Raw genomic sequence first — 17810 nt, forward strand, 5'->3', positions numbered from 1 at the left:
GCGTCACCGTCACCGTCGCTGTCCCCGGCCCCGAGCTCGGCCTCGTACCCGTACTCGTCCGTACCGCTCACCGTGAGCCTCCTCGCAGTGTGACCAGATCCGTGAGTTCCGCGTCCGTCAGCTCGGTGAGGGCCGTCTCGCCCGACCCCAGCACCGCGTCCGCCAGATCCTGCTTCCGGGCCAGCAGACCCGCGATACGGTCCTCCACCGTCCCTTCCGCGATGATCCGGTGCACCTGGACGGGCCGCGTCTGACCGATCCGGTGGGCGCGGTCGGTGGCCTGCGCCTCCACCGCCGGGTTCCACCAGCGGTCGAAGTGCACCACATGACCCGCCCGGGTGAGGTTGAGGCCCGTGCCCGCCGCTTTCAGGGACAGCAGGAACACCGGCGCACCGCCCCGCTGGAACCGGTGGACCATCTCCTCCCGGCGCGCCACGGGCGTGCCGCCGTGCAGGAACTGGGTCGCCACGCCCCGCCCGGCGAGGTGCCGTTCCAGCAGCCGTGCCATCGCCACGTACTGGGTGAACACCAGCACGCTTGCATCCTCGGCCAGGATGGTGTCGAGCAGTTCGTCCAGCAGCTCCACCTTGCCCGAACGGTCCGCGATCCTCGGGCCGTCCTCCTTCAGATACTGCGCGGGGTGATTGCAGATCTGCTTCAGCGAGGTGAGCAGCCGCACGACCAGGCCCCGCCGCTCGAAGCCGTCGGCCCGCGCGATTTCCGCGAGGGTCTCCCGCACGACCGCCTCGTACAGACCTGCCTGTTCCGCCGTCAGCGAGACCGCGTGGTCGGTCTCCGTCTTCGGCGGCAGCTCCGGCGCGATGCCCGGGTCGGACTTGCGGCGGCGCAGCAGGAAGGGGCGGACCAGCGCCCCGAGCCGCTCCGCCGCCGCCGGGTCCCGTCCGCCCTCGACGGCGGTCGCGTACAGGCGGCGGAAGGTGCCGAGTCTGCCGAGCAGCCCCGGAGTGGCCCAGTCGAGAATCGCCCACAGCTCCGTCAGGTCGTTCTCCACCGGAGTGCCGGTGAGCGCCACCCTGGCACCCGCCCCGATGGTGCGCAGCGCCTTGGCCGTGGCAGCACGCGGGTTCTTCACGTGCTGCGCCTCGTCGGCGACCACCAAGCCCCAGGCGGTGTCCGCGAGCCGGGCCGCGTCCAGCCGCATGGTGCCGTACGTGGTGAGGACGAACCCGTCCCCGGCCAGGTCCTGGGGGGAACGGGACGGTCCGTGGAACCTGCGTACCGCCGTGCCCGGCGCGAACCTCTCGATCTCCCGCTGCCAGTTGCCCATCAGGGAGGTCGGGCAGACCACCAGCGTGGGTCCGGTGGTGGCTGCGTCCTCCTGCCGCCGCAGGTGGAGGGCGATGAGCGTGATGGTCTTGCCCAGTCCCATGTCGTCGGCGAGACAGGCTCCGAGGCCCAGCGAGGTCATGGTGTCCAGCCAGTTCAGGCCGCGCAGCTGGTAGTCGCGCAGGGTCGCGGAGAGCGCCCGGGGCTGGGGGCGGGACGCGCCGTCGCCCGACCCCGCCTCGGACAGCCTGTCCCGCAGTCGCGCGAGCCGACCCGTCACCGAGACGGGGACGAGCCGCCCGTCGGCCTCGGTGGAGCCGGTGAGTGCGGCGGTCAGCGCGTCGACGGGCGTGACGCGGCGCCCGGCGGTGCGGACCCGCCGCACCTCCTCGGGGTCGACCAGGACCCACCGGTCCCGCAGACGTACGACCGGACGCTTCGCCTCCGCGAGCCGGTCCAACTCCTCCCGGGTGAGACCCTGGTCGCCCAGGGCGAACCGCCACTCGAACATCAGCGGGGTGCCGGCGCCGAGGAGGGACGGCAGACCGCCCCCGGCCGCCGGTCCGGGATACGGGCCGGAGTCCCGCTCCGCGCCCCGGTCGTCCTCGGGAGAGCCGATCACCGCCCGGGCCGTCAGCCGCCCGGACAGCCGTGCGGGCCAGTGCACCTGCACCCCCGCCGCGGCGAGCGCGCGGGCGGCGGGGCCCAGCAGTCCGGCGATCTCCTCGTCGTCCACGTCCACCGCGTCCGGCACGGCCGCCGAGAGCAGCGGAGCGAGGGGAGCCCAGGCGCGGACCGCGCGGCGCAGCCCCAGGAGCGCGTCCGTACGCGCGCGCGGGCCGAAAGCCCGGGCCGCCGCCCCGTCGGAGGCCCACAGCGCGGCGGCGTCCGCGACGAGGCCCGGGTCGCTGACGCCGTGCACCTGGAGGACCAGCCGGAAGGTCGGCCCGGCCTCCGCCCCCGTGACCGACCCGTCGTCCAGGCCCGCGACGTCGACCCGCAGCGAGAGCCGCACCCCGGCGTCGTGACCGGCGGCGACCTCGGCGGCCCACCCCCGCAGTTCCGGCATCCGCCGCGGTGCGTCCGCGGCGAAAGCCGGCCCACCGGCCAGCGAGGGCGCCGCCGGAGTGCGCGGCAGCGTGTCGGCCACCGCGTCCAGGAAGTCCCGCAACAGCTTTTCCGGTTCGGGCAGTTCGGGCGGAGCCCCGTCCTCCCCGGCGAGCGGTACCGCGTGGGCGGCCGGCGGCATCGCGGCCGCCAGGGCCCGCACCCGCGCGAGGTCCTCCGCCGTGAGGGGACCGGCCCGCCAGGCGTCCTGAGCGGTGGCGCTCAGTCCCGGCAGGAGCAGCCCGCGAGCCACCAGTTGCAGAGCGAGCAGTCCTGCCGCACCCCAGAACGCCACCGACTCCGAGGCGCCCTCGGCGGCGCGGCCCCGGGTCAGCAGGGGCAGCGCCTCCCGCACGGGAAGACACAGGGCCCGCACCGCGAGGGTCCGGTCCGCGCCCAGGGCGACGGTGAGCGTGGTGGCGACGCCGGAGGAAGTGGCGGGCAGCGGGCCGCCTTCCGGGTCCCAGAAGGCGACCGAGCCGTTGCGCGCGGGGTCGCCGGGCAGGAAGACGGCTTCGAGGCGGGCGTGTTCGGAGATCGGGGGACGCGTGGCCGTAGGAAGCCTGTGCACGGCGATGTCGATACCTCATGGGTGACGGGGTGACGGGGTGACGGGGTGGAGCAGGGGCGCGTGACCGGGGCGACCGCGGCCCGGGGGAGCGCGCGCGGCGCGCCGGGCCGTCGGGGCGCCGAGGGTACACCAACGCGCCTTGCCCCACGGCCTCCCGCCGGACCGGCCCGCGCGGGCGCGCGACGCCCCGGACGGGCCTCCACGGGGGGCAACCCCACCATGGCGGCAGGGGGAATACCCCCTGCTCATCGGGATGGTGGCGTCATGGCCGGCGCAGGCGTCCCCTCATTACGTTTCATCGGGTAGGCGCACCCGTCCAGAGAGCTGGAGATGCCATGCCCCAGGCGACCACCACCGCAACCGACGCGTCCGGAGCGCGGGCCGCGACCGCCGCCGCGCCGCCGTACCCGGACGCGGGCGCCGCCAGGACCGCCGCGCCGGAGGCCCTCCACGAGGCCGTCCACGCCCAGCGGGCGCCCACCGCGACTCCTGGTGGCAGCGATTTCGCGCCGCTCCTGAAGACCGTCAAGGAACAGGGGCTGCTGGACCGCCGCACCGGCTGGTACGCCGCCACCATCGCCGTGAACGCGCTCGCGCTCGCCGCGGTCGTCACCGGCATCGAGCTCCTCGGCGACACCTGGTGGACGCTGCTGCTCGCGGCTCCGCTGGCCGTCCTGTGGACCCGTACCGCCTTCGTCGGACACGACGCCGGGCACGCCCAGATCACCGGGAGCCGCCGGGCGAGCCGGATCATCGGCCTCGTCCACGGAAACCTGCTCCTCGGCATGAACGAGGCGTGGTGGAACGACAAGCACGTCCGCCACCACGCCAACCCCAACCATGTCGACAAGGACCCCGACGTCGGCGTGGGCGCTCTGGTCTGGACCCAGCGGCAGGCGGCCCAGCGGGAAGGTTTCGCCCGCTGGCTCACCCGGCATCAGGCCCGTCTCTTCTTCCCCATGCTGCTGCTGGAGGGCATCGCGCTGAAGATCTCCGGCTTCCGGTTCCTGCGCCGCCAGCCCGGCCGTGAGGGCGTGCTGTCAGGGCTGCTGATGGTGGCTCACCTCGCGCTCTGGGCGACGGTTCTCCTCACCGCCCTGCCGGCCGGCAAAGCGGTCGTGTTCGCGCTGGTGCTGCACGCGCTCTTCGGACTGCACCTCGGGATGGCCTTCGCCCCGAATCACAAGGGCATGGAGATGCCCGACCCGGACGGCGACCGCTGGGGCCATCTGCAGCGCCAGGTCCTCACCTCCCGCAACGTGCGCGGCGCCGTCCTCACCGACTGGTTCCTGGGCGGACTGAACTACCAGATAGAACACCACCTCTTCCCGAGCATGCCCCGCCCGCACCTGCGCCGGGCCCAGCCGCTGGTCAAGGAGTACTGCCGTGGGATCGCGATGCCCTACACGGAGACGGGGCTCGTGGAGTCCTACCGCCAGGGCCTGGCGCACATGCACGAGGTGGGCGAGCCGCTGCGCTGATCCCGGGGTCCAGGGAGCGGCATCGGACGAGATCGCGGCCGGTGAGGGAACCGTTCGCGCCGGGCCTGCGTTGTCATGGGAGAAGCGGCTCCGTGCCGCGGAGGAGGCACGATCATGTCGAACGGCGCGAAGATTGCCCTCGGGGGAGTTGTCGTGGCAGCCGTCCTGATCCCGTTCATCGGGTTCTGGTGGGCGCTACTGGTGCTGATCGGGGTGCCCACCGCGGGATACTTGCTGCTCGATCCGTCGCAGCGACGCAGGGTCCGGCGACTCGGACGCAGGGAAGTGGGACGTTGAACGGCATAGTCGCGGCTGTGAGCAGCAGTGGTGAGTACACCTTCACCAAGCCGGTCCGGCAGAGCATCACGCTCCGGGCCGGACACGGTGTCGAAGGTGACGTACACGCGGGGGTCACGGTCAAGCACCGCAGCAGGGTCGCCCAGGATCCCACCCAGCCCAACCTCCGCCAGGTCCACCTGATCCAGCAGGAACTCTTCGACGAGCTGCGCGCCGAGGGCTTCGACCTTGCCCCCGGCGACCTCGGGGAGAACGTCACCACACGCGGCCTGGACCTGCTCGCACTGCCGGAAGGGACTCTGCTGCACCTGGGCGACCAGGCGGTCGTCGAGGTCACCGGTCTGCGTAACCCGTGCCTGCAGATCGACGCCTTCCGGAGCGGCCTGCTCAAGCGCGTCGTCGGGCGCGACGACGCGGGACGCGTGGTCCGCCGGGCCGGGATCATGGGAGTGGTGGTGGAAGGAGGACCCGTGCGAGCCGGAGACACCGTCCGTGCCGAACTCCCCGTAGGTCCCCACAAGGCCCTCGACCGGGTCTGACCTCCGCGGCCCTCGCGGGAGGCCCGTCCGGAGAGACCCGTCCGGAGAGGCCCGTCCCGCGGGCGTGTCTCGTGGGGTCCTTTCGAGCGGTACCTCTCGCGCGGGCCCCGAGCGAGAGCCTCAGGCGGGCCGGGTGGCGAGCGCGTCGAGGGCGCTGAGGAGCTCGAGCAGCTGCGGGCCCTGCCGTACCTGCATCACCTCGCCCGGTTCCTCGTCCAGCAGGACGAAGGCCATGTCGTCGGTGCGGGCGACCAGCGACCAGCCGGGCCCGTCGACCCGCAGCGTCCGGGCGTCGGCCGAGGCGAAGGACGACCTGACGCGCCCCGGCGGCGGGGGCGAGTCCAGATAGTCGCGCGCCTCTTCCAGCACCCTGCGTACGCCGGCACTTCCCTTCGATTCCGGCTCCTGCTCTTCCGGATTCCCCGGTTCCAGGGTCGCGGACGCTCCGGGCCCGGGGTCGGCCGCGTCGACCTGCTCGCGCCAGGACGCCCAGTGGGCGGCGACCTCGTCCGCCCCCATCCGCCGCTGTTCGGGGCCCCATTCACTCTCGGAGGGGGGCGTCAGAAGCAGCGCCCCGCCCGGCTCGTCCCCGGCGGGCTCGGGCTCCGGGTCGTGGGGCGCGGGCACACCTGGCGCGGCGACCGCGAGGGCGAGGGGCCAGCCCGGGAGCGCGCAGACGACCGTGCGGTCGTCGGGAGAGAGTTCCTGCGGGATACCGCAGTCCCAGGCCGCGATGGTTCCCGCGACGAGGGTGACGTCCTCGGTCACCACGGTCCAGCGGGCGCCCGCGCCGTCCTGGCCGAGCACCAGGCCGTAGCCCTCCTCGTACGGTTCGAGGGCGAGTGCCTCGCACGCGGCCGGATAGTCGTCGCCGAGCACGGTGGGAAAGTTCGCCGGGGTCAGCAGGAGCGCGGTCAGCACGTACAGCGCGTCGTCGTCGGTGGCGATCAGGTCGTCCGTCCCGGCCACGGTGCCCTCCTTTGTCCCGATGCTCGTCCGTCGCCCTCTTCGGCGTCGTCGGCGCACCCTAACCACCCGGTAACCCCGGCGTCGAGTCCTCGCACGGCGCACGATCGCGGGTTCCGGGACCCGGACCGCCTCTTCCTGTTCCGGACCGCGCCGCGGCGCCCGCCGTAGAGTGGGGGTTCCGGACCGGCGGAGGGAAGCGGGCATGAAGCGGTACGACCGGCTCAAGGAAATTCGAAGCCTCGACCCCGAGAGGGACTTCCTCCGGATCTACCGCCTCTCCGTCACCCTCGAATTCCCCTGGGACGTGACCCGCGCGCTCGAACTCGCCCTGTACCGTACCTACGCCGTGCCCAGCATCGGCCGACTGCTCGCGGCGACGGCCGAACTGACGGACCGTTCACAGAAGCGCTACGACGACACGGTGCTCCTGCTCGACACCGTCGTCGAGCACGGGTTCGGCTCCGACGAGGGGCGCACCGCGCTCCGCCGGATCAACGCCATGCACCGCGCCTACGACATCGGCAACGACGACATGCGCTACGTGCTCTGTACCTTCGTCGTGATCCCCAAGCGCTGGCTGGACGCGTACGGCTGGCGCCGGCTGTCGGCCCACGAGCGCCGGGCGTACGCCACCTACTACCGCACGCTTGGCGTGCACATGGGGATCAAGGACGTGCCCCGCACCTACGAGGAGTTCGAGGAGACCCTCGACGCGTACGAGGACGCCCACTTCGGGTGGGACGAGGGGGCCAGGCGGGTCTCCGACGCCACGCTCGGCCTGATGGCCTCCTGGTACCCCGCGCCGCTGGCGCGGCTGGTGCGCGGGGCGAGCCTCGCGCTCCTCGACGACGCGCTGCTGGACGCCTTCCGCTACCGACGGCCGGGCCCTCTCGCGCGCGGCCTGACCAGAGGTGCGCTGCGGCTGCGGGCGCGGACGGTCAGGTTGCTCCCGCCGCGTTCCCGGCCGCACCACGCCCGCGAGAACCCGGAGATCAAGGGCTACCCGGACGGGTACGAGGTCTCCGGGCTCGGCACCTTTCCCGTGCCGGGCGTCCGGGGCTGCCCGGTGCCGCACCACCGTGCGTCGGACGGAGCCGCCGCCGAGTGATTCCAGGGTGTCGCGCAGCCGACGGTTCCTCCACGAAAGCGTAGGGCCGTGTCCGGCGGATCTGCGCCGCGTCCTATCCGGTCCTGATCCGCCGGACACGCCCCAGGAGGCCGAGGCGGTGCGCGAAGTCGGCCGGAACGCTCACCGCTCACGGCGGGCGAGGGCGAGGAACCGGTCGTCCTTGTCGGTGTACGAGTCCAGCCGCCACCCCGAACGGGCCAGCAGAGGGCGGATGTTGGGCTCGGCGCGCAGGTCGTCCGCGGTGAGCGCGCGACCGTGCCGAGCGGCGAGCGCGGCCCTGCCGATCGGGTGGAAGAGGGCGAGCCGGCCGCCCGGCCGCACCGTACGGGCCAGTTCGCGCAGACCGGCCTCCGGGTGGGCGAGGTGGGAGACCAGTCCGGCGCCGAACACGGCGTCCAATGCCGCGTCCCGCAGGGGGACGCGCGCGACGTCGGCGAGCAGCAGCGCGGCGTACCGGTCGCGTCCGGCCAGCACCGCCTCCCGGAGCATCGCGGGCGTCAGATCCGCGCCCAGGACCGTGCCGGACGGGCCGACCGCCTCGCGCAGGAACGGCAGGGCCCGGCCCGTACCGCAGCCCGCGTCGAGCACCGCATCCCCCGGACGGAGCCCGAGGAGGCCCACCGCCGAGGCGTAGGCGGGGCCGTCGCCGGGGAAGCGGCTGTCCCAGCCGGCCGCCCGCTCGGTGAAGAAGTCGCGTACATGTGTCCGTTCGTCGTCCATGTGTACATGATCGCGGTCGGATGGCTGGAACGGGGCGGTGGGAGGAGTGAGTTCGCGGTGAGCCGGGAATGCTTCCGTGAGCCGTACGAGGTGGGGATCCCGGGGTGGCGCGTCCCTTTTGGCGGGTTCATGGCGACAGTCTCCTGTGTCCGTCCGCGGGCTTCGGGCGACAGAATCAGCCACTCTGCGATCGCTTCAGAACGGCGATCCGTCATATTCCATGAATTTCGAAGTGTGCCCCCGACGCGTACCGCCCGCCGGGCTAGCGTCCCCGATTTATGGGACACCTGGACCACGCCACCTTCGGCTGGCTGACACCCGTGCTGTCGTACGCGATGGCATCGACAGGCGCCGCGCTCGGCCTGCGGTGCACCGTGCGCGCACTGCACACCACCGGCCGTTCGCGGCGCAACTGGCTGCTCACCGCGGCCTCCGCCCTCGGCACCGGCATCTGGACGATGCACTTCGTCGCCATGCTCGGCTTCGGGGTCACCGGCACCGACATCCGCTACGACGTGGGCCTGACCCTGTTCAGCCTGATCGTCGCCGTGGTGGTCGTCGGGATCGGCGTCTTCGCCGTGGGACACGGACGCAACCGTGAACGGGCCCTGCTGGCCGGCGGGCTCACCACCGGCGTCGGCGTCGCGAGCATGCACTACCTCGGCATGGCCGCCATCCACCTGCACGGCGAGGTCCACTACAACCCCGTGATGGTCGCGGTCTCCGTGGCGATCGCCGTCGTCGCCGCCACCGCGGCGCTCTGGGCGGCCCTCAACATCCACACCCCCGGCGCCGTGGTGCTCGCCTCCCTCGTGATGGGGGCCGCCGTCAGCTCCATGCACTACACCGGGATGCTGGCGGTCGGTGTCGAGGTGGCTCCGTCCGCGGCGCCCCTGACCGGAGCCACGGCCATGCAGTTCATTTTCCCCCTCACCGTCGGGCTCGGCTCCTACCTCTTCCTCACCTCGGCGTTCGTCGCGCTCTCGCCCACGGCGCGGGACGCCGACGACGACGCCTACGCGTTCGCCACGGCCGCACGCGCCCGCCACACCGACCGGCTCACCACGCCCGGCGAACCGTCCCCGGCCGCCCGCCCCTGACCGGGCCGCCGTTCCCGCTCCCCGACCACCCCTTTCCCGACCGGAACGAGGAGGCCATGCGCCCACTCCGTACGACCCAGGCGCCCGGCGCCCAGGACGACCGGCCCATACCCCCGGTACGGGGCCGGCGCGCGCACGCGGGTCCCCCGGCCGACGAGCGCGTCGTGCTCGGCTCCCGTCCGCGCCGCACGCAGGACCCGTCCGGCCGCCGGCGCACCTGGTCCCCGAGGCCGCGCACCGTACGGGCCAAAGTGCTCGCCCTGCTGATGGTGCCGGTCGTGTCGCTGCTCGCCCTGTGGGGGCTCGCGACCGTCACCACGGCCCAGGAGGTGTCCCGGCTCCGTCAGGCGGAACGGGTGGACGCCACCGTGCGTACCCCGGTCCGGCAAGCCGTCGACGCGCTCCAGGCCGAGCGGAAGGCCGCCCTCGTCCAGTCGGCCGCACCCGGCGACGGCGCCGCCGCGACCCTGGAGACCCGAGCCGCCCGCACCGGCGCGGCGCTCGACCGGCTCAGGATGGGCGAGGGGCACACCGTCGCGGACACCGGCGGCCTGCCCGCGGGGCTCGCCACCCGCATGGACGTCTTCCTCGCCCGCGCCGACGGACTCGGCCCCCTGCGCGGCCGGCTCCTCGCCTCCCCGGGCCCCGAACCGGACAGCGACACCGACCGGGACAGCGCCTATCTCGCGTACACCGACGCCATCGGCGCCGCCTTCGGAGTGCTCGGAGCCCTCACCGGGATCCAGAACGCCGAAATCGGTCCCGAGGCACGAGTCCTGCTCGAACTCGGCAGGGCGGACGAGATGCTGGCACGCGAGGACGTCCTCCTCGCCGCGGCCGCGCGGACCGGCACGCTCGAAGGGCGGGCGCTGCTCCGCTTCACCGGAGCCGTCGAGGCGCGGCGGGCCTTCACCGAGACGGCCGCCGCCGATCTGCCCGCCGCGGAACGCGACGCCTGGCAGGACCTCGCCGCGGACAGCGCGTACCGCGCCGTGGAGAGCGCCGAGGACGCGGTACTCGCCGCACGGCCCGGTGCCCCGGCCGCCCAAGCGGTCCCGGCCGACGCCTGGGCCCTGGCGGGCGGCCCCGTCCTCACCCGGCTGCGCGCCGTCGAGGCCGCGGCGGCGGACCGCCTGGCGGGCCGTTCCGATCCGCTGGCGAGCGGGCTGACGAGCTCCGACGGGGCCGCGGTCCTGTTCGGGTTCATCGCCGTGGTCGCCGCGCTCGTCATCTCCGTACGCATCGGCAGCGGCCTCGTCACGGAGCTGGTGAGCCTGCGCGACAGCGCCCTGGCCATCGCGCGCCGCGAACTGCCGCGAGCGATGGAACGCCTGCGGGCGGGGGAGGAGATCGACGTCAAGGCCGAATCCCCGCCCCGCAGGCCCTCGCAGGACGAGATCGGCCAGGTCGGCGAGGCACTCGACATCGTGCACCGCGCGGCGCTCAGCGCCGCGGTGGAGCGCGCCGAACTCGCGAGCGGCATCGCCGGGGTCTTCGTCAACCTCGCCCGCCGCAGCCAGGTCCTGGTCCACCGTCAGCTCAACCTCCTGGACGGCATGGAACGCCGCGCCGACGACCCCAACGAACTGGCCGACCTCTTCCGCCTCGACCACCTGACCACCCGTATGCGCCGGCACGCGGAAAGCCTGATCATCCTGTCCGGCGCCGCCCCCGGACGGGCCTGGCGCAGGCCCGTGCCGCTCACCCAGGTGGTCCGGGCGGCGGTCTCGGAGATCGAGGACTACGCCCGGGTGGAGGTACGCCGGCTCGCCGACGTCTCCGTGACGGGGGTCGCGGTCGCCGACCTCACCCACCTGCTCGCCGAACTCGTCGAGAACGCGGCCCAGTTCTCGCCGCCGCACACCAAGGTGCGGATCACTGGCGAACCCGTGGGCAACGGCTACGCGATCGAGATCGAGGACCGTGGCCTCGGCATGGGGGCGGAGCTCCTCGCGCAGGCCAACAAGCGCATCGAACAGTCCGAGGCGCTCGATCTGTTCGACAGCGACCGGCTCGGACTGTTCGTCGTCAGCCGGCTCTCCTCCCGCCACCGGATCAAGGTCGGGCTCCGCACCTCTCCGTACGGCGGCACCACCGCGGTCGTTCTGCTGCCGACCGCTCTGCTGCACGAGGATCCGCCGGAGAACGCGGATCCGGGCGCCCCCGCTCCGCAGGCAGCCGCGGGCGAGAAGCCCTCGCCACGGGCGGCCGTCACCGGAGGCGGGCACCGGGCCGCCTTCCCGCCGCCCGTCGCGGTCCCCGACCAGGCCCCCGACCCCGACCCCGCGGAGACGGGCGAAGACGCCTCGGACACGCCTCCCGCCCCGGTCACCGCACTCCGGCGCAGGCCCCGCACCCCGGCGGCCGGCCGGGCAGCGGAACGCGGCCACCCCCGGTCACCCCTCAAGCAGGCGGCGGCCCAGCCCCCGGAGCGGAGCAAGGCGGCCGGCGACGACGAGGAGCTTCCCCGGCGGGTCCGGCAGGCGCACCTGGTGCCCCAGCTCCGCCAGGGGCAGGCCCCGCCGCCGCGGGAACAGCGTGCCGGGGGCGGGGGCGGACCCGCCGAGCGCACGCCCGAACAGGTCCGGGACCGCATGACCGCCTACCGGGACGGATGGCGGCGCGGCAGTGGTACGGCGGCGGTAGCCCCGCCGACGGCGCCCCCCGCACCGGGCCCGGCGGCCCACCCCATCGACGTAGGAGATCCCGGATGATCGCGAACGTGAGGACGGCATTGAACCACCGCTCGGGCGAACTCGACTGGCTGCTGGACGATCTGGTGAAGAGGGTCGCGGAAGTGCGGCACGCCGTCGTCCTGTCCGGCGACGGACTGGCGGTCGGCGCCTCCAGCGTGCTGAGCCGCGAGGACGCCGAACACCTGGCCGCCGTCGCCTCAGGCTTCCACAGCCTCGCCAAGGGAGCGGGCCGTCACTTCGGGGCAGGCGGTGTGCGCCAGACGATGGTGGAGATGGACGAGGGCTTCCTGTTCGTCGTCGCGGCGGGGGAAGGCTCGTGCCTGGCGGTGCTGAGCGACGCCGTCGCCGACATCGGCCTGGTCGCGTACGAGATGGCACGCCTGGTCAAGCGGGTCGGTGAGCACCTGAGTTCACCGGCACGGCTCGCACAACCCACGGCCGCGGGCTGAGAGGACGGAAGGACGGGAGGAAAACGGTGCGAATGTCCGACGAGTCCGAAATGGCCTACGGCGGCCGGGACCTCTGGTCCCACGACCCCTACCGGGACAGGGAGATGGGTACCGGCGCGGACGCTCTGCGCGGTAGCCAGTGGTACGACGCGGACGCGGGACCCCTGGTGCGCCCGTACGCCGTCACCGGGGGACGTACGGAACCGGGTCCGAGCGGGGCGCGGTTCGACCTCATCGCCCTGGTCGACGTCGCCGAAGCGTCCGACCGCGACGCCGAGACGATGCTCGGTCCGGAACACCGGGCACTGCTCGCCCTGTGCCAGGAGGAGACCCAGTCGGTCGCGGAGCTCGCCGCCGACGCCGACCTCCCGGTGGGCGTGGTACGAGTGCTCCTGGGCGACCTGCTGGAGGGTGGCCACGTGACGGTGAGCCGGCCCGTCCCGCCCGCACAGCTGCCCGACGCACGCATTCTCCGCGAGGTCATCGACGGACTGCGGGCGCTCTGAGGCGTCCCGGGCATGCCGAGTACCGGCCGGAGACTGGGACCGTACAGCCCGCCGCTTGGCCGGACCATCGGGGAGTCGGACGACTCCCCGATGGTCATTTCCGTGCCCGGCGGATCTGGGCGAGTTCGTCGTTCATCGCTTCGAGGAACCGGGAGACCGTACGCAACTCCGCCGCGTCGAACTGGCCCCGCGCGGCGCGGGTGCTCTCGGCGAGCGGCCTGAAGTAGTCGCGGGCCACCGCCATCGCCGCCGGCGCGTAGTGGAGGTGCACCACCCTCCGGTCGCCACTGTCCCTGACCCGCCGGATGTGACCGGTCCGTTCCAGCCGGTCCAGACAGGCCGTCACCGCGCCCGAGGTCAGATTGAGCTGCTCCCGCAGCCGCCCCGGCGTCATGGCGGTGCCGGGTTCACCGTGGTCCGCGTCGAGGATCGCGATGAGCGCCTGCACGTCCGTCGGGTGGAGGTCCTGCTCATGGGCGAATTCATGTGCGATGCGGTTGAACTCGCTGTTCATCCGCCGCAGCAGCACGGCGAAACTCTGGAGCCCGGCCGCGTCGTCGTCGGTGCCTCTGTCAGGGCCGCCTTCAGTGCTGCGCATGTGTCCAGGGTAATATCTCTCGATGATTGAGATAGTTGATCATTGAGAGACATGCTCCACCGCGTGTCGGACCGCCATACGTACCGCGATCCGGGGAACGTGTCCCGCCTCGCGGCACCGTCGTGTCGCACCACCCCCGCCCGGCACCACCGTCCCTCTCCGCAGAATCACTCCGCAGCACCGTCACCTCGCAGCAACCGCTGCCACCTCGCAAGCACGTCCCGTCGTTACGAACGCGTCGACTCCTGGGGAAGCAATGACGTCCGCCTCACGGCACCGCACACTCCGCTGGCTGGTGCCCGCAGTACTCGTCCTCGTCTGGCTCGGCATCGGGGGAGTCTTCGGCCCCTACGCAGGGAAGCTCGGAGAGGTCTCCACCAACGACCAGGCCGCGTTCCTGCCGCGCAGCGCCGAGTCGACCGAGGTCTCCGAGGAACAGAAGGCCTTCCAGAAGTCCGGCACCGTGCCTGCCATCGTCGTCTGGACCGGCGAGGACGGCGCACTCCCGGGCGGTGCGGCCGACGCCGCCACCCGCGCGCTCGCCTCGCTCCGGGGTACGCCCGGAGTCGAGGGAACCCCCACCCCGGCGCTCCCCTCGAAGGACGGCCGGGCGCTCGAAGGCGTCGTCCAGCTCGATTCCGGCCTCGGTGACGCCCTGCCCGGAACGCTCGACCGGGTGCGCGACGCCGCCCGGTCCGTGTCCGGCACCACGGTGGGCATCGCGGGGCCCGCGGCGGCCCAGGCCGATCTCAAGGACGCCTTCGGCGGCATCGACGGTCTGCTCCTCGGAGTGGCCCTCGTCGCCGTCCTCGTCATCCTGCTGCTGGTCTACCGCAGCCTGCTGCTGCCCTTCCTGATCATCCTCAGCGCCGTCTTCGCCCTCGGACTCGCCTGCGCGATCGTCTACGTGCTCGCCGACCACGGTGCCGTACGCGTCGACGGCCAGGTGCAGGGCATCCTCTCGATCCTCGTCATCGGCGCTTCCACCGACTACGCGCTGCTGCTCACCGCCCGGTTCCGGGAGGAACTCACCCGGGGCGCCGACCGCGCCTCGGCCGCGCTCGCCGCACTGCGGCGCTCGGCGGGCGCCATCACGGCGAGCGCGGCGACCGTCGCCCTCGGGCTGCTCGCGCTGCTGCTCAGCGATCTGACGAACAACCGGGCGCTCGGCCCCGTGGGTGCCATCGGGATCGTCTGCGCCGTGCTCTCCACCCTGACCTTCCTTCCCGCGGTCCTGGTGCTCACCGGCCGGGCCGCCTACTGGCCGGCCAAGCCCCGCCCCGCGGACGCCGCCACCGGCGGACACGGCATCTGGCGGCGCGTCGCCTCCTTCGTGGACCGCGCCCCTCGCAAGGTCTGGGCCGGCACCCTGCTGCTCCTGGTGGTGTGCGCGGTCTTCGCGCCCACCCTGAAGTCGCAGGGCGTACCGCTGGACGAGACCTTCGTCAACGACGCGCCGTCCGTCTCCGCGCAGGCCACGCTCAGCGAGCACTTCCCCGGCGGGTCCGGGAACCCCGCCGTGATCATCGCCGCCGCCGACCGTACCGACGAGGTCGTCGCCGCCGCCGGGAAAACCGAGGGGATCGCGGCCGTCGCCCCGGTCACCGCGTCCGGACGCCCCGGAGACGGCCCCCCGATGGTCGTCGACGGACGGGTGCGGATCGACGCCACACTCAAGGCGGAGGCCGACAGCGACGCCGCCAACGCCACGGTGAAGAGGCTGCGCGAGGCGGTCCACGCCGTCCCCGGCGCACAGGCCGCCGTCGGCGGGTACTCCGCGCAGCGGCTCGACACGCAGACCCAGGCTTCCGAGGACCGCGCGCTCATCGTGCCCGTGGTGCTCGCGATCATCCTGGTCATCCTGATCGCACTGCTCCGCTCGGTCCTGCTGCCCGTCCTGCTGGTCGCCACCGTCGGGCTCAACTACCTCGCCACACTGGGCGTCTCCGCGCTCGTCTTCCAGCACGTGTTCGGCTTCAGCGGCACGGACGCCTCGGTACCGCTGTACGGGTTCGTCTTCCTCGTCGCCCTCGGCGTGGACTACAACATCTTCCTGATGTCCCGGGTACGGGAGGAAGCGCTGCTGCACGGCACCCGTCAGGGGATGCTGCGTGGCCTGATCACGACCGGTGGGGTGATCACCTCGGCGGGCGTGGTGCTGGCCGCGACCTTCGCCGCGCTCCTGGTCATCCCCCTGGCCTTCCTGGTGCAGATCGCGTTCATCGTCGCGTTCGGCGTTCTGCTCGACACCCTGGTGGTCCGGTCGCTGCTGGTGCCCGCGCTGGTGCTCGACATCGGCCCGGTGTCCTGGTGGCCCGACAAGCGCATGGCGGCCGTGGGGCGGGACAAGGACGCGGAGGCGGAGCGCGAGGACGCGCGCTCCTGAGACGGGTGCCGGGCCGGCGAGGTTGGTACGGACCAGTGTGGCCGGAAGAGATCGTCGCGCCCGGACCCACCCGCTCGATTGATGTCGCCATACGCGCATCCTGTGACCACCTTCCGGCCGCAACGATCAAATTGCGATCGCCTCCCGCGGCGGGCCGACCGGCTTGTCATGCTGCTCTGGACCTGACCGGCACGTACCGGGAATTACTCGACCGAGTCCGAAGGGGTGCGCCCGATCCGCGTGGGCGCCCCCGGGAACTCATGGGTGAGAGAAGTGATCGATGTCCTCCGAGCACGCAGGCGGTGCAGTCCGTGGAGACAGTGACGGGAGAGGCGCGGACGGGGACGCCGTACCGGGGGATCCGGGTGGCCTGGACGGTGAGAACACCGCCCTCGCCCTGAAGATCCTGGTCGCCGGAGGATTCGGTGTCGGCAAGACCACCCTGGTCGGTGCCGTCAGCGAGATCCGCCCGCTGCGCACCGAGGAGTTGCTCAGCGAGGCCGGGCAGACCGTCGACGACACCGAAGGCGTGGAGCGCAAGACCACGACCACGGTCGCGATGGACTTCGGCAGGATCACCATCCGCTCCGGGCTCTCCCTCTACCTGTTCGGGACGCCGGGACAGGACCGCTTCTGGTTCCTGTGGGACGAACTGTCGCAAGGAGCTCTCGGGGCCGTCGTCCTCGCCGACACCCGGCGGCTGGAGGACTGCTTTCCCGCGGTCGACTACTTCGAACACCGGCGCATCCCGTTCGTCGTCGCCGTCAACTGCTTCTCGGGATCCCGTTCCTACGAGGAGAAGGACGTGTCGCTCGCCCTCGATCTGGACCCCGGCACGCCGGTCGTCCTCTGCGACGCGCGCGACCGGGCCTCCGGCAAGGAGGTTCTGATCAGGATGGTCGAGTACGCCGGGCGGATGCACACCGCCCGGCTGCTCGACTCCGTGGGCCAGTAGCCCGTTCGCGGGCACGGGACCCCGAGCCGCCCGGGGCCGCGCCGACCCTCAGTCGGCGATGTCGGCCATCGAGACCACCTTCTCGATCCGTACCCGCACCAGCAGTTCGCCCGGTACCGCGTTGCGGCGGCCGTACTCCGCCGCCGCGTCCGCACCCATGTACCGGGCCGCGATCCGGGTCGCCCAGGTCAGCAGTTCGTCGGGGTCCTCGCTGAGCGCGGCCCGCCCCTGGACGACGGCGAACGAGAACGGCGGCCTGTCGTCGTCCACACACAACGCCACCCGCCCGTCCCGCGCGAGGTTGCGTCCCTTCACCGTGTCCCTGCCGGTGTTGAAGACCAGATCCTGCCCGTCCAGCAGGAACCAGACGGGCGCGATGTGGGGGCTCCCGTCGGCCCGCACGGTGGACAGCTTGCCGGTGCGGGTCCCCGCGGAGAGGAACGTCCGCCACTCTTCCTCTGTCATGTGGTGTGCCATGGGCCCATCCTGCGCCGTCGGCGCGCGAGTGGCGCGAAGCGACGCCCCGGAATCGGAGGGCCGCTTGCCCGCATGGGAGGTGTGCGCGAGGCTTACGCGAAGAGGGGTACGGGGCAGTGGTGACGGGGAGGGTACGCATGGCGTTGGACCGGGGACTTGACTGGCTTCTCGACGATCTCACCAGCAGGGTTGAGCACATACAGCACGCCTTGGTGCTCTCGAACGACGGACTGGTGACAGGAGCCAGCGCGGGGCTCGTCCGGGAGGACGCGGAGCACCTGGCGGCCGTATCCTCCGGGCTGCACAGCCTGGCACGCGGCTCGGGAAGACACTTCAAAGCGGGCAGAGCACGCCAGACGATGGTCGAGTTCGACGAGGCACTGCTGTTCGTCACCGCAGCCGGGGACGGGAGCTGCCTGTGCGTGCTCACCGCCGCGGAAGCCGATGTCGGTCACGTGGCGTACGAGATGACTCTGCTGGTCAACCGGGTCGGCGAACACCTCGGGGTGGCCGTCCGGCAGGAGGACACCTACCCCTTCTGAA

At 72.7% G+C, this 17810-nt stretch carries 16 protein-coding genes; 11 read left to right on the forward strand and 5 right to left on the reverse strand.

Translation table 11 applies throughout. The annotated features are described in order from the left end of the window. Positions 1-67: 67 nt before the first annotated feature. Positions 68-2965 (reverse strand): DEAD/DEAH box helicase, encoded by a 2898-nt coding sequence (locus OHA55_RS33685; protein WP_266713787.1) that lies wholly within the window; start codon positions 2963-2965, stop codon positions 68-70. A gap of 335 nt (positions 2966-3300) precedes the next feature. Between OHA55_RS33685 and OHA55_RS33690 the strand changes: the two genes are divergently transcribed. The 3 genes from OHA55_RS33690 (at position 3301) to OHA55_RS33700 (ending at position 5282) form a co-directional block, all read left to right on the forward strand. Beyond that, on the forward strand, positions 3301-4446 hold the full coding sequence (locus OHA55_RS33690) for an acyl-CoA desaturase (protein ID WP_266713789.1): 1146 nt from the start codon (positions 3301-3303) through the stop codon (positions 4444-4446). Positions 4447-4560: 114 nt separating this feature from the next. Beyond that, positions 4561-4743 (forward strand): hypothetical protein, encoded by a 183-nt coding sequence (locus tag OHA55_RS33695; protein ID WP_266713791.1) that lies wholly within the window; start codon positions 4561-4563, stop codon positions 4741-4743. Continuing rightward, positions 4740-5282: an MOSC domain-containing protein gene (locus tag OHA55_RS33700; protein WP_266713793.1), complete on the forward strand. Its 543-nt coding sequence runs from the start codon at positions 4740-4742 to the stop codon at positions 5280-5282. Before OHA55_RS33695 ends, OHA55_RS33700 begins: the two co-directional genes overlap by 4 nt. A 120-nt stretch (positions 5283-5402) precedes the next feature. Here OHA55_RS33700 and OHA55_RS33705 read toward each other — a convergent pair whose 3' ends face one another. Further along, positions 5403-6251: a hypothetical protein gene (locus OHA55_RS33705; protein WP_266713795.1), complete on the reverse strand. Its 849-nt coding sequence runs from the start codon at positions 6249-6251 to the stop codon at positions 5403-5405. Positions 6252-6453: 202 nt separating this feature from the next. On the opposite strand from OHA55_RS33705, the gene OHA55_RS33710 reads away from it, so the two are divergent. Continuing rightward, positions 6454-7359 (forward strand): oxygenase MpaB family protein, encoded by a 906-nt coding sequence (locus OHA55_RS33710; protein ID WP_266713797.1) that lies wholly within the window; start codon positions 6454-6456, stop codon positions 7357-7359. 141 nt (positions 7360-7500) lie between these two features. Here the strand turns inward: OHA55_RS33710 and OHA55_RS33715 are convergent, their stop codons facing one another. Then, positions 7501-8100, reverse strand: coding sequence for a class I SAM-dependent methyltransferase (locus OHA55_RS33715; protein WP_266713799.1), 600 nt, complete (start codon positions 8098-8100; stop codon positions 7501-7503). Between the two features lie 278 nt (positions 8101-8378). On the opposite strand from OHA55_RS33715, the gene OHA55_RS33720 reads away from it, so the two are divergent. From OHA55_RS33720 to OHA55_RS33735, 4 genes are all read left to right on the forward strand, one after another. Continuing rightward, positions 8379-9200: an MHYT domain-containing protein gene (locus OHA55_RS33720; protein ID WP_266713801.1), complete on the forward strand. Its 822-nt coding sequence runs from the start codon at positions 8379-8381 to the stop codon at positions 9198-9200. A 56-nt stretch (positions 9201-9256) separates the two neighbouring features. After that, positions 9257-11914 (forward strand): nitrate- and nitrite sensing domain-containing protein, encoded by a 2658-nt coding sequence (locus tag OHA55_RS33725; RefSeq protein ID WP_266713803.1) that lies wholly within the window; start codon positions 9257-9259, stop codon positions 11912-11914. Further along, on the forward strand, positions 11911-12345 hold the full coding sequence (locus tag OHA55_RS33730) for a roadblock/LC7 domain-containing protein (protein ID WP_266713805.1): 435 nt from the start codon (positions 11911-11913) through the stop codon (positions 12343-12345). The genes OHA55_RS33725 and OHA55_RS33730 overlap by 4 nt, the downstream gene beginning before the upstream one ends. A 104-nt stretch (positions 12346-12449) precedes the next feature. Continuing rightward, positions 12450-12851 (forward strand): DUF742 domain-containing protein, encoded by a 402-nt coding sequence (locus OHA55_RS33735; protein WP_266714015.1) that lies wholly within the window; start codon positions 12450-12452, stop codon positions 12849-12851. Positions 12852-12945: 94 nt separating this feature from the next. On the opposite strand, the gene OHA55_RS33740 is transcribed toward OHA55_RS33735, so the two are convergent. After that, positions 12946-13449 carry a MarR family winged helix-turn-helix transcriptional regulator gene (locus OHA55_RS33740; protein WP_266713807.1) on the reverse strand — a complete coding sequence of 168 codons (504 nt, stop codon included), beginning with the start codon at positions 13447-13449 and terminating at the stop codon, positions 12946-12948. Positions 13450-13705: 256 nt separating this feature from the next. On the opposite strand from OHA55_RS33740, the gene OHA55_RS33745 reads away from it, so the two are divergent. Next, complete coding sequence (locus tag OHA55_RS33745; RefSeq protein ID WP_266713809.1) at positions 13706-15835, forward strand: MMPL family transporter; 2130 nt, start codon at positions 13706-13708, stop codon at positions 15833-15835. Positions 15836-16115: 280 nt separating this feature from the next. Next, entirely contained in the window at positions 16116-16790 is a 675-nt protein-coding gene (locus OHA55_RS33750; protein ID WP_266713811.1) for an ATP/GTP-binding protein, read from the forward strand. A gap of 48 nt (positions 16791-16838) precedes the next feature. Here the strand turns inward: OHA55_RS33750 and OHA55_RS33755 are convergent, their stop codons facing one another. Then, positions 16839-17267 carry a PPOX class F420-dependent oxidoreductase gene (locus OHA55_RS33755; protein ID WP_266713813.1) on the reverse strand — a complete coding sequence of 143 codons (429 nt, stop codon included), beginning with the start codon at positions 17265-17267 and terminating at the stop codon, positions 16839-16841. Between the two features lie 137 nt (positions 17268-17404). Here OHA55_RS33755 and OHA55_RS33760 point away from each other — a divergent pair, with 137 nt between their 5' ends. Beyond that, entirely contained in the window at positions 17405-17809 is a 405-nt protein-coding gene (locus OHA55_RS33760; RefSeq protein WP_266713815.1) for a roadblock/LC7 domain-containing protein, read from the forward strand. Position 17810: the final 1 nt, after the last annotated feature.

Source organism: Streptomyces sp. NBC_00102 (assembly GCF_026343115.1).
Lineage (GTDB): Bacteria > Actinomycetota > Actinomycetes > Streptomycetales > Streptomycetaceae > Streptomyces.